This is a genomic window from Streptomyces sp. PTL18 (genome assembly GCF_059510295.1).
The window spans coordinates 1-13,600 of record NZ_JCAJZO010000003.1; the positions used below are offsets into that span (position 1 = coordinate 1).

Annotated in this window: 11 protein-coding genes; 6 read left to right on the forward strand and 5 right to left on the reverse strand. The window is 72.5% G+C overall.

Translation table 11 applies throughout. The features are described from left to right. Positions 1 to 59: 59 nt before the first annotated feature. From AC5WS8_RS07045 to AC5WS8_RS07065, 5 genes are read right to left on the reverse strand one after another with little or no spacing between them, the layout of a single operon-like run. Complete coding sequence (locus AC5WS8_RS07045) at positions 60 to 1,370, reverse strand: DUF58 domain-containing protein (protein ID WP_496102428.1); 1,311 nt, start codon at positions 1,368 to 1,370, stop codon at positions 60 to 62. Continuing rightward, positions 1,370 to 2,359 carry an AAA family ATPase gene (locus AC5WS8_RS07050; protein ID WP_496102429.1) on the reverse strand — a complete coding sequence of 330 codons (990 nt, stop codon included), beginning with the start codon at positions 2,357 to 2,359 and terminating at the stop codon, positions 1,370 to 1,372. Before AC5WS8_RS07050 ends, AC5WS8_RS07045 begins: the two co-directional genes overlap by 1 nt. Beyond that, positions 2,359 to 3,549, reverse strand: coding sequence for a DUF4350 domain-containing protein (locus AC5WS8_RS07055; protein ID WP_496102430.1), 1,191 nt, complete (start codon positions 3,547 to 3,549; stop codon positions 2,359 to 2,361). The genes AC5WS8_RS07050 and AC5WS8_RS07055 overlap by 1 nt, the downstream gene beginning before the upstream one ends. Next, entirely contained in the window at positions 3,546 to 4,262 is a 717-nt protein-coding gene (locus AC5WS8_RS07060) for a DUF4129 domain-containing protein (RefSeq protein ID WP_496102431.1), read from the reverse strand. Before AC5WS8_RS07060 ends, AC5WS8_RS07055 begins: the two co-directional genes overlap by 4 nt. Before the next feature lie 4 nt (positions 4,263 to 4,266). After that, entirely contained in the window at positions 4,267 to 5,589 is a 1,323-nt protein-coding gene (locus tag AC5WS8_RS07065) for a glycerophosphoryl diester phosphodiesterase membrane domain-containing protein (RefSeq protein ID WP_496102432.1), read from the reverse strand. A gap of 137 nt (positions 5,590 to 5,726) precedes the next feature. On the opposite strand from AC5WS8_RS07065, the gene mtnA reads away from it, so the two are divergent. From mtnA to hpf, 6 genes are all read left to right on the forward strand, one after another. After that, on the forward strand, positions 5,727 to 6,872 hold the full coding sequence (gene mtnA / locus AC5WS8_RS07070) for an S-methyl-5-thioribose-1-phosphate isomerase (RefSeq protein ID WP_496102433.1): 1,146 nt from the start codon (positions 5,727 to 5,729) through the stop codon (positions 6,870 to 6,872). Between the two features lie 8 nt (positions 6,873 to 6,880). Further along, complete coding sequence (mtrA, locus tag AC5WS8_RS07075; RefSeq protein ID WP_200417736.1) at positions 6,881 to 7,570, forward strand: two-component system response regulator MtrA; 690 nt, start codon at positions 6,881 to 6,883, stop codon at positions 7,568 to 7,570. A 1-nt stretch (position 7,571) separates the two neighbouring features. Next, positions 7,572 to 9,623, forward strand: coding sequence for an MtrAB system histidine kinase MtrB (mtrB, locus tag AC5WS8_RS07080; protein ID WP_496102434.1), 2,052 nt, complete (start codon positions 7,572 to 7,574; stop codon positions 9,621 to 9,623). After that, a complete protein-coding gene (locus AC5WS8_RS07085) occupies positions 9,613 to 11,439 on the forward strand; it encodes an LpqB family beta-propeller domain-containing protein (protein ID WP_496102435.1) in 1,827 nt (608 codons plus the stop codon). The genes mtrB and AC5WS8_RS07085 overlap by 11 nt, the downstream gene beginning before the upstream one ends. 120 nt (positions 11,440 to 11,559) lie before the next feature. Next, positions 11,560 to 12,417 carry a ComF family protein gene (locus tag AC5WS8_RS07090; protein ID WP_496102436.1) on the forward strand — a complete coding sequence of 286 codons (858 nt, stop codon included), beginning with the start codon at positions 11,560 to 11,562 and terminating at the stop codon, positions 12,415 to 12,417. A 315-nt stretch (positions 12,418 to 12,732) separates the two neighbouring features. Further along, entirely contained in the window at positions 12,733 to 13,425 is a 693-nt protein-coding gene (gene hpf / locus AC5WS8_RS07095; RefSeq protein ID WP_496102437.1) for a ribosome hibernation-promoting factor, HPF/YfiA family, read from the forward strand. Positions 13,426 to 13,600 lie beyond the last annotated feature (175 nt).

The following is a 13,600-nucleotide window of genomic DNA, read 5'->3' on the forward strand; positions in this document are numbered from 1 at the left end:
CGCACGGGGGTTTTCTGCGTTTAGGGGCGGCCCGACGCCATGACTCAGAGCCGCGTGACTCAGAGCCGCCCCGCTGCCTTCAACGCCAAGTAGGCGTCCGCCAACGCCGGCGCCAGATCCTCCGGCGTCGCGTCCACAACCGTCACCCCATGACGCCGCAGCTTCTCCGCCATCTGTGTCCGCTCCGCATGGGCCTGGGCGGCTGCAGCGGCCTCGTACACCGCGTCCGTGCTGCCCCGCGCCGTCGCCATGCGGGCGACGTGCGGGTCGGCCACCGACGCCAGCAGCACCGTATGGCGCTGAGTGAGCTGGGGCAGCACCGGGAGGAGTCCCTCCTCGATGGGGGCCGTGTCCAGCGTGGTGAGCAGGACGACCAACGACCGTCGGGGCGCCGTACGGAGTGCCGTGGCCGTAAGACCGCGTGCATCCGTTTCCACCAGCACCGGCTCCAGCGCCGCCATCGCGCTGACCAGGGACGGCAGGACATCGCCGGCGGCGCGTCCCTGGACCAGAGCACGCACCCGGCGGTCGTAGGCGAGCAGATCCACGCGGTCTCCCGCACGGCTCGCCAGCGCGCCCAGCAGCAGCGCGGCGTCCATGGAGGCGTCCAGGCGCGGGGAGTCACCGACCCGGCCGGCGGAGGTGCGGCCCGTGTCCAGGACCAGGAGGATGTGGCGGTCGCGTTCCGGACGCCAGGTGCGTACGGCGACGGAGTTCTGCCGTGCCGTGGCGCGCCAGTCGATGGAGCGGGTGTCGTCTCCGGGGACGTACTCGCGCAGGCTGTCGAACTCCGTGCCCTCGCCGCGCGTCAGCACGCTGGTGCGGCCGTCGAGTTCCCGCAGCCGGGCCAGTTTGGCGGGAAGGTGCTTGCGGCTGGTGAAGGGAGGCAGAACCCGGACCGTCCAGGGGACCTTGTGAGTGCCTTGGCGGGAGAAGAGACCGAGCGGTCCGTACGAACGGATCGTGACGCGGTCGGCTCGGCGGTCCCCTCGGCGCGTGGGGCTCAGACGGGTCGTCATACGACGCCGCTCGCCCGGAGGAACCGTCAGGTCGTGGCGCGAGGCGGCCACTTCGGTTCCGGACTGCCAGCTGCTGGGCGGCCAGGCGTCGCGTAGGTGAGCGCGCAGCGGCCGGCCTGACGGGTTGGTGACCGTGAGCGTCACGTCGGCCGTTTCGCCCAGGCGTACGGATGTGTCGCCGGAACGGGTCAGGCCAAGTCGGCGCACCGGCGCGGCCAGTGCGAAGTCGCAGGCGCACGCCAGTGCGAGGGTGCCGTTGACGGCGAGGATTCCCGTCCAGCCGGGATCCCAGATGCCGACGGGGAGGCTGCCGAGTGCCGCGAGGAGCGCGGCGCGTCCGGTGAGCGCCATCAGCGGGGAACGGGGACGTGGGCGAGGATCGCGTTGATGACCGAGTCGGTGGTCACTCCTTCCATCTCCGCCTCGGGGCGGAGCTGGACCCGGTGACGGAGGGCCGGGAGGGCGAGTGCCTTCACGTCGTCGGGAATGACGTAGTCACGGCCCGTCAGCCAGGCCCATGCCCGGGAAGTGGCGAGCAGGGCCGTGGCACCGCGTGGTGACACACCGAGCGCCAGGGACGGAGATTCGCGGGTGGCCCGGCAGAGGTCCACGACGTAGGCGGTGATCTCGGGGGAAACGGTCGTCTTGGCGACGGCGGCGCGTGCGGCCTCGAGGTCCGCGGCGCTCGCCACGGGGCGTACGCCGGCGGCGCGCAGGTCGCGAGGGTCGAAGCCGGCGGCGTGGCGGGTGAGGACGTCGATCTCGTCCTGGCGGGACGGCAGAGGGATCGTCAGTTTGAGGAGGAAGCGGTCCAGTTGTGCCTCGGGGAGGGGGTACGTCCCCTCGTACTCGACCGGGTTCTGTGTCGCGGCGACCAGGAACGGCTCGGGGAGCGGGCGTGGACTGCCGTCGACCGTGACCTGGCGCTCCTCCATGGCCTCCAGGAGGGACGACTGGGTCTTGGGCGGGGTCCGGTTGATCTCGTCCGCGAGGAGGAGGTTGGTGAAGACCGGTCCGGGCTGGAAGGAGAACTCGGCTGTGCGGGCGTCGTAGACGAGAGAACCGGTCACGTCGCTCGGCATCAGGTCCGGCGTGAACTGGACGCGCTTGGTGTCGAGTTCGAGCGCCGAGGCGAGCGCCCGGACGAGCAGGGTCTTGGCGACGCCGGGGACCCCTTCCAGCAGGACGTGTCCACGGCACAGGAGGGCGACGACGAGACCGGTGACGGCGGGGTCCTGGCCGACCACGGCCTTGGCGATCTCGGCGCGCAGCGCCTCCAGGGAGGCGCGGGCTGCGCCCGGATCCCCGGCGGTCCCGGCGTTGTCAGTGGTCGGGTCCATCATGGACGGCGTACCTCTCTTTCGAGGGCGTCGAGTTGGTCGGCGAGGGCGATCAGGGCCGCGTCGTCGCCGGGCGGCGGGCCGAAGAGAAGAGAGTGCAGGGACTGTCCGTCGCCGTGGAGGTGGGCGGACAGCGCGGGGAGCAGGGCCTCGGGCGTGTGCGCCTGGGCGAGGGGGACGCCTGCGAGGGGGGCGAGACGGGTGCGGGTGGTGGAGCGCAGAGCGGCGGCCGCGCGATCGCGGGCGTCGGCCTTGCGGTAGAGGCGGGCGCGGCCTTCGACGGTTTCGGAGGCGCGGATCGCGACGGGGAGTTTTTCGGGGACGAGGGGGCCGAATCGGCGTGCCCGCCACAGGGCGGCCAGGGCCGCGGCGGCGAAAAGCTGGAGCGTACCCCACAGCCAGCCCGAGGGAAGCAGGTCGAGGAGGCTCTGGCCGCCCGAGCCGGTGGCCGAGGTGTCGGAGAGCGAGGGGAGGTACCAGACCAAGTGGGAGCGCGAACCGAGCAGTTGCAGAGCGAGCGAGGCGTTGCCCTGCTCGTCGAGACGGTTGTTGTAGAGGATGTCGGGCGCGCCGAGAACGAGGGTGTCGCCGGTCCCGGATGCGGCCGGGATGCGCACCAGCGTGGGCAGGCCGTCGCTGGGGTAGCAGCTGTCGGCGCGGGTGGCGCCCGTGCGGTAGCGGACCCCGCCGGTGTCGGCGGTGCCCGCCCGCCTGGCCGCGGGAAGTTCACAGACGGGGGCCAGTGTCGATGCGAAGCCGGGGTCGGGGTCGACGGAGACGCCGGGAGCGAGCGTTGCGGTGGACGTCTCGGGGGCGACGAGGATCGTGCGGCCCCCGGAGTTCTGCGTCGCCTGGTGCAGCAGGCTCTGCTGGCGGTGCGTCAACTCGTCCGGTGCGGCGACCAGAAGCGTGGTGTCGGTGCCGACAGCGGTGCGCGCCTGGTCGAGGGTGGTGACCACGCGCGTGGACACGCCCCGGTCGGAGAGGAGCCGGGCGACGGCGTGGCTGCCGGAGGGGTCGGCGGAACGCGGGTCGAGGCGGCCGTGGCGGTCGCCGGACCGGATCACGGCGATCACGACGGCGCCGATCAGCAGGACTACGACGGCGAGCAGGACACCGCGTGTCCGGGTCCACACCTGGCGCACGGTGGGCGAGGCCGACGTGGGCGCGAGTGTCGCCTCGGTGGTCATCCGGCGGCTCCCTGGCGGGTGTCGTGGGCCGCGTGCAGGGCGCTGGTGGCGAGGTGGGGTTTGGCGCGCTCCAGGTCGTCGTCGAGGGCGGCGAGCCGGCGGTACGTTGCTTCGCCCGCGGGGCGGCCGCCGTATGTGACGTCGTCGAAGTCCCGGGCGGCGGCGCGCAGCCGGTCCGCGTGGTCGGGGAGGACGCGGCCGGCCTCGGAGGCCGCCTCGTCGGCGGTCCTGCCCGGGCGGGTGTCCAGGAGGGCGCGTTCCTCCAGGGAGCGGACGACGGCGCGCATGCGTTCCTGGACGGCCTGGTTCCAGTGGCCCTGGGCGGCGTGCGCCTCGGAGGCCGCGCGGTGTTCGGCGGCGCTGCGGGGGCGGTCGTCGAAGAGCGTCGCGGACGAGGTGTGCATGCGGCGGGGGGTGCCCAGACGCCACCACAGGGCCACAACCAGTGCCAGGACCACCACCACGATGACGAGGAGGCCGACGGAGCCGCCGGGCGTCGCGGTGGCGGCCTCGCCGAAGAGCCGGTCGAGCCAGTCCCAGAAGGCGTTCAGGGCGCGCTGCAGCAGGCCCGGATCGTGCTCGTGGTACATCTGTTTGGACAGCTCACGCCGGGCCGCCTCCCGCGCGGGGTCGCGCGGGATCGTGACCGGTGGCCCGTCGTCCGAGCGCCACAGCACCGGTGCGGCTCTCAGTGCTCCCCCCGTCGGCCTCACCCTCTCAGCCCCCCGCGGTGGTGCCGGGGACGTCGGAGCCGTAGCCCTCCAGGCCGGCGGCGCGAGCCAGCTCGAGGTCGAGGGCCTCCCGGCGGATGCGCTGGTCGACGTAGAGCAGCACGGTGACGCCCGCGGTGATCGGGAACGTGATCATGCGCCCGATGACCGAGCCGAGCCCGCTGATGATGAGGAACGCCCAGCCGGGGCTGCCGGTGGAGCCGCCCATGAGGCTGCCGAGGCCGTCACCGCTGAGCACCCCGGCGAGGAAGGCGAAGGGGATCACGACGATCGACGCCACGATGCTCGCGATGAGCTGTCCGAGCAGCTGGATGCCGAAGACCCGCCACCACGATCCGCGCACCAGCTTCGCGGAGCGGCTCATGGCCTTGCGGATGCTCTGCTTCTCCAGCATCAGCGCGGGCGACGCGAGCGAGAAACGGATCATGATCCACAGAGCGACGACACCGGTGCCCAGGCCGCCGAGGACGGCCAGCGACACGCCCGCCGCGGTGGACCCGGACCAGGCGATGAGGACGCCGGGCAGTGTGCCCGCGGCGACGATCGCCATGGCCATGAGCGGCAGCAGGATCGTCAGCCCGCCGAGCCGCGCAAGCTGCGGGCGGGCGTCGCGCCAGGCCTCGGCGGCGGTCACCGGCCTGCCGAGCACCGCCCTGCTGGTGACGGCGGTGAGCAGGGCCGTGGCGACGATGGTGCCGAGCAGTACCAACAGCAGGACCACGGCGGAGCCCAGCAGCGCGTCGCCCAGGGCGCGGCTGACCTCGGTCGCGGAGGCGCCGGGGTCGTTGAAGGTGTTCGTGGCGGTGGTGTCGTTCAGGACGAGGCCCTGCAGCAGGACGACGACGGTCTCCGTGACGACCGCGACGGTCAGCGAGATGCCGAGGACCGTGCGCCAGTAGGTGCGCATCGTGGAGACCGCGCCGTCGAGGATCTCGCCGACGCCGAGCGGGCGCAGCGGGATGACACCGGGCTTCGCCGCGGGCGGCGGACCCCAGGCACCGCCCCAGGTTCCGGAGCCGCCGAAGCCCTGCTGTGGGGCACCCCAGCCGCCGGGAGCAGCGGAGGGGCGGGCACCCCAGCCCGGGCCGGGAGGAGGCGGTGGCGGGACCTGGCCGGGGCCCTGAGGAGGCTGAGGAGCGGTCCACTGTTCGGGCGGGGGCTGCTCCTTGGACCACTTGCCCGGCGGCTGCGGCCGATCGGTACCGCTCCGGTCCGAAGGCGGCTCCGGGGGCTGCGCGCCGGAGGCGCCCGGCTGCTGCCCGTCGGAGGGGGCAGATCCGGGCGAGGCCCAGCCCGGAGTGTCGTTCATCGTCGCTCCTTCACGGTGCCCGTCCGCCGTCGCGGCCGCGGGTTGGCAGACATCGTGCCACGCTGCGTCCGCCGGGGGACCAGGGGTGGTGCGCGCACGCCTTCAATAGTCGGCGCGGTACGGGGCAGACTGACCGCATGGCTGATCAGTACGCGCGATCCGGCGAGGAAGACAAGGCGGCTGGGATACCGGCGATCCGCTGGGACGAGCCGCCCGAAGGCCCCGTACTGGCACTTCTCGACCAGAGAAGGCTGCCGGCGGAGGAGGTGGAGCTCGTGTGCACGGACGCGCCCGCGCTCGTGGACGCGATCCGCACGCTCGCCGTGCGCGGGGCACCGCTGCTCGGCATCGCCGGAGCGTACGGGGTCGCGCTCGCCGCCGCGCGCGGTTTCGACGTGGACGATGCCGCCGCCGCGCTCGCGGGCGCCCGGCCCACCGCGGTGAACCTCGCCGTGGGCGTGCGCAGGGCCCAGGCCGCGTACCGGGCCGCGCTCGCCGACGGCGGCGACCTGCGGCAGGCCGCCGAGGCGGCCCTCGGCGCGGCGCGGGCGCTGCACCGTGAGGATGCCGAGGCCGGCACGCGGATGGCGCGGCACGGCCTGGCGCTGCTGGACGAGCTGCTCCCCGGCGGCGGGCATCGTCTGCTCACGCACTGCAACACCGGCGCGCTGGTGTCCGGCGGGGAGGGCACGGCGTTCGCGGTGGCGCTGGCCGCTCACCGGGTGGGGCGGCTGCGCAGGCTGTGGGTGGACGAGACGCGCCCGTTGCTGCAGGGTGCTCGTCTGACGGCGTACGAGGCGGCTCGCAACGGGATGGCGTACACCTTGCTCACGGACAATGCGGCGGGCTCGCTGTTCGCCGCGGGCGAGGTGGACGCGGTACTCATCGGGGCGGACCGGATCGCGGCCGACGGCTCGGTCGCGAACAAGGTGGGGAGCTACCCGCTCGCTGTGCTGGCCCGGTACCACCACGTGCCGTTCATCGTGGTGGCGCCGGTGACGACGGTGGATCCGGAGACACCGGACGGGGCGTCCATCGAGGTCGAGCAACGGCCCGGACACGAGGTGACGGAGTTCACCGCACCTCAGGTGCCGGTGGCGGGAGCGGAAGCGGGAGGCGGGATACCTGTGGCACCCCTCGGGACCCAGGCGTACAACCCGGCGTTCGACGTGACACCTCCGGAGCTGGTGACGGCGATTGTCACCGAGGAGGGCGTCGCGTCGCCTGTGACGGCCGATTCACTCGCTGCGCTGTGTGACAGGTCACGCCAGGTAACGATTTAGTTAATGGGATGATGTGGTCCATGAAGGGACGAGTCCTTGTCGTCGACGACGACACCGCACTGGCCGAGATGCTCGGCATCGTGCTGCGTGGTGAAGGTTTTGAGCCGTCTTTCGTAGCCGACGGTGACAAGGCGCTGGCCGCCTTCCGTGAGACCAAGCCCGACCTTGTGCTGCTCGACCTGATGCTGCCGGGCCGGGACGGCATCGAGGTCTGCCGTCTGATCAGGGCGGAGTCCGGTGTGCCGATCGTGATGCTCACCGCCAAGAGCGACACCGTGGACGTGGTGGTGGGCCTCGAGTCCGGCGCGGACGACTACATCGTGAAGCCGTTCAAGCCGAAGGAGTTGGTGGCGCGTATCCGGGCGCGGCTGCGCAGGTCGGAGGAGCCGGCGCCGGAGCAGCTCGCCATCGGCGACCTCGTCATCGACGTGGCCGGTCACTCGGTGAAGCGTGACGGGCAGTCGATCGCGCTGACCCCGCTGGAGTTCGACCTGCTGGTGGCGCTGGCGCGCAAGCCGTGGCAGGTGTTCACCCGTGAGGTCCTGCTGGAGCAGGTGTGGGGCTACCGTCACGCGGCGGACACCCGCCTGGTGAACGTGCACGTCCAGCGGCTGCGCTCGAAGGTCGAGAAGGACCCGGAGAAGCCGGAGATCGTGGTGACCGTCCGTGGCGTCGGCTACAAGGCCGGGCCGAGCTGACATGACGCAGGACAGTGCCGCTTCGGCGCCCGGCCGGCCCGGCGCCCGCCCGGGGCGGCCTGTCGGTCGGCGGACGACGCGCTCCGGGTGGGAAGGGTTGTTCGAGGGCGGGCTGCTCCAGGGTGGAGTCCACGGCAGCCCGGTCCTCCGGCTGGTCATGCGCTGGGTGCGCCGCCCGCTGCTGCCGATGATGCGGCTGTGGCGGCGGAACATCCAGCTGCGGATCGTCGTCACGACCCTGCTGATGTCGCTGGGCGTGGTGCTGCTGCTGGGCTTCGTCGTCATCGGGCAGGTCCGCAACGGCCTGCTGGACGCCAAGGTGAAGGCGTCGCAGAGCCAGGCCGTCGGCGGGTTCACCGTCGCCGGGCAGAGGGCCGACAGCGCGGCCAGCGCGAGTGACGGCAACGACAACTCCGGCGCGGGCAACAACCCGGTGCAGAACGTCAGCGGGTGGATGAGCGACCTCGTCGAGTCCCTGTCCAGCGGTGGCCAGGGGGCCTTCGACGTGGTCACGCTCAGCACCACAGCCGCGGACAACGACTACCGCGGCCTCGGGCCGCGCGCGTCGGGCAAGGTGGACCCGAGCCAGAGCGTGCCGGAGGACCTGCGCAAGCGCGTAGACGCCGGCATGGGCGTGGCGCAGAGCTACACCCGCATCGTCTACACCGACGGCGACCGGGCGCCGCAGCCCGCGCTGATCATCGGCAAGCAGGTCAACGACCCGAACGGCGATCCGTACCAGCTGTACTACCTCTTCCCGCTCACCCAGGAGGAGAAGTCCCTCAGCCTGGTCAAGGGAACGCTCGCCACCGCGGGGTTGTTCGTCGTGGTCCTCCTCGGCGCCATCGCCTGGCTCGTGGTTCGCCAGGTCGTCACCCCGGTGCGGATGGCCGCGGGCATCGCCGAACGGCTGTCCGCCGGGCGCCTGCAGGAGCGTATGAAGGTCACCGGTGAGGACGACATCGCGCGCCTGGGCGAGGCCTTCAACAAGATGGCGCAGAACCTGCAGCTGAAGATCCAGCAGCTGGAGGACCTGTCGCGGATGCAGCGGCGGTTCGTGTCGGACGTGTCGCACGAGCTGAGGACGCCGCTGACGACCGTACGGATGGCGGCCGACGTCATCCACGAGGCGCGCGCCGACTTCGACCCGGTGACCGCGCGGTCGGCGGAGCTGCTCGCCGACCAGCTGGACCGGTTCGAGTCGCTGCTCGCGGACCTGCTGGAGATCAGCCGGTTCGACGCGGGCGCGGCGGCGCTGGAGGCCGAGCCGATCGATCTGCGGGACGTCGTGCGCCGGGTGGTGAGCGGGGCCGAGCCGCTCGCCGAGCGCAAGGGCACGCAGATCCGCGTGGTCGGCGACCAGCAGCCGGTCGTGGCCGAGGCGGACGCCCGGCGTGTCGAGCGGGTGCTGCGCAATCTGGTCGTCAACGCGGTGGAGCACGGCGAGGGCAAGGACGTCATCGTCAAGCTCGCCGCGGCGGGCGGCGCGGTCGCGATCGCGGTGCGCGACCACGGCGTGGGGCTCAAGCCCGGAGAGGCGACCCGGGTGTTCAGCCGTTTCTGGCGGGCGGACCCGGCACGCGCGCGTACCACCGGCGGTACGGGCCTGGGGCTGTCGATCGCCCTGGAGGACGCCCGGCTGCACGGCGGGTGGCTGCAGGCGTGGGGCGAGCCGGGCGGGGGTTCGCAGTTCCGGCTGACGCTGCCGCGGACCGCGGACGAGCCGCTCCGGGGCTCTCCGATACCCCTGGAGCCGCTGGACTCACGGCGCAATCGCGGGCTCAGCGACGCCGGACTGCCGCAGGGAAGCTCCGGCAAGCGTGCCACCGTGCCGGCGCAGTCGACCGGGGACAGGGCGGCGGCACGTGACCCGATCGCGTCACGGCCGGCCGTGACACCGGCCGCTGACCCGACCGCGATGCCCGGCAACGGGGCGCGCGTGGTGCCCCGCCCCGCCGGGGCACCGCGCCCGGACGACAGAACACAGGAGCCGCCGCGGGGCGGCGGCGGACCCGACGAGCGTGAGCAAGGGGAGGCGTTTCGTGGGCGCTGAGGGGGGCGGTCGGCGGCGTGCGCTGCTCAAGGGGGTGTACGCCGTCTGTGGTGCCGCACTGCTGGCCGGGTGCGCCTCCATGCCGGACAGCGGGGATCTGCGGGGGGTCGAGTCGACGCCCCGGCAGGACGCGCAGGTCCGTGTCTTCGCGATGCCGCCGCGGGAGAACGCCGGGCCCGCGGAGATCGTGCAGGGCTTCCTTGAGGCGCTGACCAGCGACGATCCGCAGTACGAGACGGCGCACAAGTACCTGACGGCCGCCGCGTCGCGCGGATGGGACCCCGACGCGTCCACCACCGTGCTCTCCGACGGGCCGAACACGGTGCCCGATCACACGAACCGGGAGGCGGGCGACGACTACACGTACACGCTGACCGGCACCAGGCTCGCGACGGTGGACGAGCAGCACGCGTACACACCGGACTCGGGGACGTACAGCGCGACGGTGCACCTGACGCTGGTGAGGAAGACCGGCCAGTGGCGCATCGACGCGCTGCCGCAGGGCGTCGTGATGGGCAAGTCCGACTTCCAGCGCAACTACGTGTCGGTCAACAAGTACTACTACGCGGTGAACGTGCCCGCGGGGGAGGGCGGACAGCAGACCACCGTCGCCGACCCGGTGTACGTCCGCAGCAAGGTGGACCCGGTGACCTCGACGGTCCGGGCGCTGCTGAAGGGCCCCACCCGCTGGCTGGACCCCGTGGCGACATCGAGCTTCCCGGCGGGTACGGCACTGCGGAGGGACGTCACCTCCCTGTCGCCGGACGACCAGAACAGACTGACGGTGCCGCTCAACGACAAGGCCGACCGGGTCGGGGCGACGCAGTGCGACCGGATGGCCGCGCAGCTGCTGTTCACCCTGCAGGACCTGACACCCACGGGCGTGAGCCAGGTGGAGCTGCGCGGGTCGAACGGCGCGAAGCTGTGCGCGCTGAGCGGGGACCGGGTCGAGGCCGTCGCCTCGCACGGCACGGGCCGGGCGCCCGACTACGAGTACTTCATCGACGGCAGGCAGCGGCTGGTCCGTCTGCCCAGCGGCAGCGGCTCCAAGCAGCCCGAACCGGTGCCGGGCGCGTTGGGCGAGGGAGAGAGGTCGCTGCGCGCGGCCGCCGTCTCGCGGGACGAGGACACCGCTGCCGGTGTCTCGGCCGACGGGCGGTACCTGTATGTGGTCTCGCTGGCGTCGGGCGCCCCGCTGGGGAACGCCGTGGTGAGCAGTGGCGGAGCGTCGAAGGACGACCGGCTGACGACTCCGAGCTGGGACGGCGCAGGCGACCTGTGGGTGGCCGACCGTGATCCGGGGCACCCGCGGCTGTTGATGCTGCAGCAGGGCGCGGGTACGCCGGTGGAGGTGCGCACACCGGGGCTCGACGGGCGGATCGACGCCGTCCGGGTGGCGGCCGACGGTGTACGGATCGCGCTGATCGTGGAGAAGGACCACAGGACGTCCCTGCGGATCGGGCACATCGAGCGGGACAGCGGGAACGGGCAGCCTGCCGTGTCGATCCTGGGACTGCACTCGGTGACTCCGCAGCTGGAGGAGGTCACGGCCATGTCGTGGGCCGGTGACAGCCGGCTCGTGGTGGTCGGCAGCGAGGCCGGCGGGGTGCAGCAGATCCGGTACGTGCAGGTCGACGGGTCCACGCCGGCGGGCAACCCGCCCGCCTCGCTCACCGGCGTGAAGCAGATAGCGGCGTCGGAGGACGAGCGGCTGCCGCTGGTGGCGTACTCGGAGGACGGGATCGTGCGGCTGTCGGCCGGGGCGCAGTGGCAGAAGGTGGTCAAGGAGGGGACGGCGCCGGTCTACCCGGGCTGACGCTCCACGCCCCGCGGCCCGCGCGGGCCCTCCAGCCGTTCGACGACTGCCACCCGGTCGTCCACAGGGAGATTTCCACAGGGGTGGCAGGCCGCTGCGGGCGTTGGCACAGTGGTCGCCATGCGGGGATGGTGGCAGGACCTCACCGACCTGGTGCTGCCGGCCGAGTGCGGCGGCTGTGGCAGGCCGCGCACGGTGCTCTGCCCACAGTGCCGGGCGGCACTCCACGGCACCGTGCCACGCCGGGTGCGCCCGGTGCCGGAGCCGGCGGGCCTGCCTCCGGTGCACGCGGCGGCGCCCTACGAGGGTCCGGTCCGCGCCACGCTCCTGTCCCACAAGGAACGGGGCGCGCTGACCCTGGCCGGACCGCTGGGGACGGCTCTGGCGGGGGCGGTGCGGGCCGGCTGTGGTGTGGCGGGCTCCCGCGCCGACGGCGGTCCCAGGCCCGTGCTGCTCGTGCCCGTCCCCTCCGCGCGGCGGGCGGTGCGGGCGCGAGGGCATGATCCGACGCGGCGGATCGCGCTCGCGGCGGCGGGACGTCTGCGCCGGGCCGGGACGGCGGCCGGAGTGGCGTCGGTGCTGCGGCAGCGGCGGATCGTGGCCGACCAGGCAGGGCTCGGCTCCCAGCAGCGGCTGAGCAATCTCGCGGGTGCCCTGGAGGTGGCCGCCGGCAGCGCCCGGCTGCTGGTCGGCGGGCGGATCGTCCTCGTCGACGACCTGATGACGACGGGCGCTTCACTGACGGAGGCGGCACGGGCGGTACGGGCGGCGCTCGCGGCCGCCGGCGGTGCGGAAAGGGAGGTGTATGCGGGAGAGGCAGGGGAAGCAAGGGAGGAACGAAGAGCGATGCGGACGACGGCACCGGCGCACCGGCCCCGGGCGCCGTGGGAGACGGCCGCCGGGAACGGCCTCCAGGACGGCATCCGCGCGGCCGTGGTCGCCGCGTCACCGGAGTCGTTCGAAATGAACCGGAACTGACCGCGAACTTGCTTCGTTGCAGGTAATAAGCAGGTCAATGCACCTGAACGGAGGTACGCCGCAGTAAAGGGTGACGACATCCGTCCGGGCGAGATATGTTCGGTTGAGAGGGAAAGGCGCAGGCCGTCCCTCCCTTGTCCGAGTGCCGTGCTGCGGGTTTTCTGCAATCACCCGTAGCGGTGGGGTGGAGAGCTCGCCCCCGGGGGAGGAGGAGGTGGACGTCACCGAGTCCGAGGTTCCGGTATTCGCCGGAGCCTGGTGCACAAGGGAGATGCTCCGCCGAGGATGCGGAGCGATCCGGGAACGGAGTTCTGCGTGGACATCGTCGTCAAGGGCCGCAAGACCGAGGTGCCCGAGCGGTTCCGGAAGCACGTGGCCGAGAAGCTGAAGCTGGACAAGATCCAGAAGCTGGATGCCAAGGTGATCAGCCTCGATGTCGAGGTGTCCAAGGAGCCCAACCCCCGACAGGCCGACCGCTGCGAACGTGTGGAGATCACCCTCCGCTCCCGAGGCCCGGTGATCCGGGCAGAGGCCGCGGCAAGCGATCCGTATGCGGCCCTCGACCTGGCGGCGGAGAAACTCGAGGCCCGGCTGCGCAAGCAGCACGACAAGCGCCACACCCGCCGCGGGGTCCGCAGGCTCACGGCAGCCGAGGTGCCCGACCACGTCCCGGGTGCCGCGACGCTGAACGGCAACGGCGGCCTGGTACCGGCAGAAGAATCGGACGGCGTACCGACCAAGAAGATCGGATCGCTCGAGGTGAAGGGCGAAGGCCCCCTCGTCGTCCGCGAGAAGACCCACGTCGCGTCTCCGATGTCGCTCGACCAGGCGCTCTACGAGATGGAGTTGGTCGGGCACGACTTCTATCTGTTCGTCGACTCCGAGACCAAGCAACCCAGCGTCGTCTACCGGCGGCACGCCTACGACTACGGGGTCATCCACCTCAGCACCGACCAGATGGTGGCCGAGGCCCGGTCGGCAGACGCGGGCGGGACGCTCGGCGGCTGAGCCCGCCGGGTGATGGCTGAAACCCGGTGCCCCTGGTGAGCCAATGCGCCCCCAGGGGCACCGGTGTGCCACCACTTCACGCCGCGCTCTGTCACCTGACCGGCGCCCGGGCATGGAATCATGGCCGCAACGGCTCAACCGGTGGGCCGGTGCCTTGGGTTGGCGATGGCTCAGG

Coding starts and splice junctions, on each gene's coding strand:
- AC5WS8_RS07045 (WP_496102428.1), bottom strand. CDS start 1,370: ATGGCGCTCACCGGACGCGCCGCGCTCCTCGCGGCACTCGGCAGCCTC.
- AC5WS8_RS07050 (WP_496102429.1), bottom strand. CDS start 2,359: ATGGACCCGACCACTGACAACGCCGGGACCGCCGGGGATCCGGGCGCA.
- AC5WS8_RS07055 (WP_496102430.1), bottom strand. CDS start 3,549: ATGACCACCGAGGCGACACTCGCGCCCACGTCGGCCTCGCCCACCGTG.
- AC5WS8_RS07065 (WP_496102432.1), bottom strand. CDS start 5,589: ATGAACGACACTCCGGGCTGGGCCTCGCCCGGATCTGCCCCCTCCGAC.
- mtnA (WP_496102433.1), top strand. CDS start 5,727: ATGGCTGATCAGTACGCGCGATCCGGCGAGGAAGACAAGGCGGCTGGG.
- mtrA (WP_200417736.1), top strand. CDS start 6,881: ATGATGTGGTCCATGAAGGGACGAGTCCTTGTCGTCGACGACGACACC.
- mtrB (WP_496102434.1), top strand. CDS start 7,572: ATGACGCAGGACAGTGCCGCTTCGGCGCCCGGCCGGCCCGGCGCCCGC.
- AC5WS8_RS07090 (WP_496102436.1), top strand. CDS start 11,560: ATGCGGGGATGGTGGCAGGACCTCACCGACCTGGTGCTGCCGGCCGAG.